This is a genomic window from Pseudomonas sp. MD330_10, assembly GCF_042610415.1.
In the GTDB taxonomy this organism is placed as follows: domain Bacteria; phylum Pseudomonadota; class Gammaproteobacteria; order Pseudomonadales; family Pseudomonadaceae; genus Aquipseudomonas; species Aquipseudomonas rhodesiae.
Genome location: NZ_JBHGZU010000128.1, coordinates 1 through 243, shown reverse-complemented (window position 1 = coordinate 243; position 243 = coordinate 1). Strand labels below are relative to the sequence as shown.

The window sequence follows — 243 nt, the reverse complement described above, 5'->3', positions numbered from 1 at the left end:
CAAGTCGCGTCTGTCGCGAATATTTTCAAACAAGGTGATCCGCCGTTACCCGGCCTTTGAAGACTTCCTTGGCATGGAAGAGTGCATCGATCAGATCGTCTCCTTCTTCCGCCACGCCGCCCAAGGCCTGGAAGAGAAGAAACAGATCCTCTAACTGCTCGGCCCCGTCGGCGGCGGCAAGTCGTCCCTGGCAGAAAAGCTAAAACTACTTATCGAGAAAGTGCCCTTCTACGCCATCATGTG

At 54.3% G+C, this 243-nt stretch carries 1 pseudogene; it reads left to right on the top strand.

Annotated features, from left to right (window positions below):
- Positions 1-243: pseudogene (locus tag ACFZPT_RS26880) on the top strand (PrkA family serine protein kinase); the annotation flags it as partial.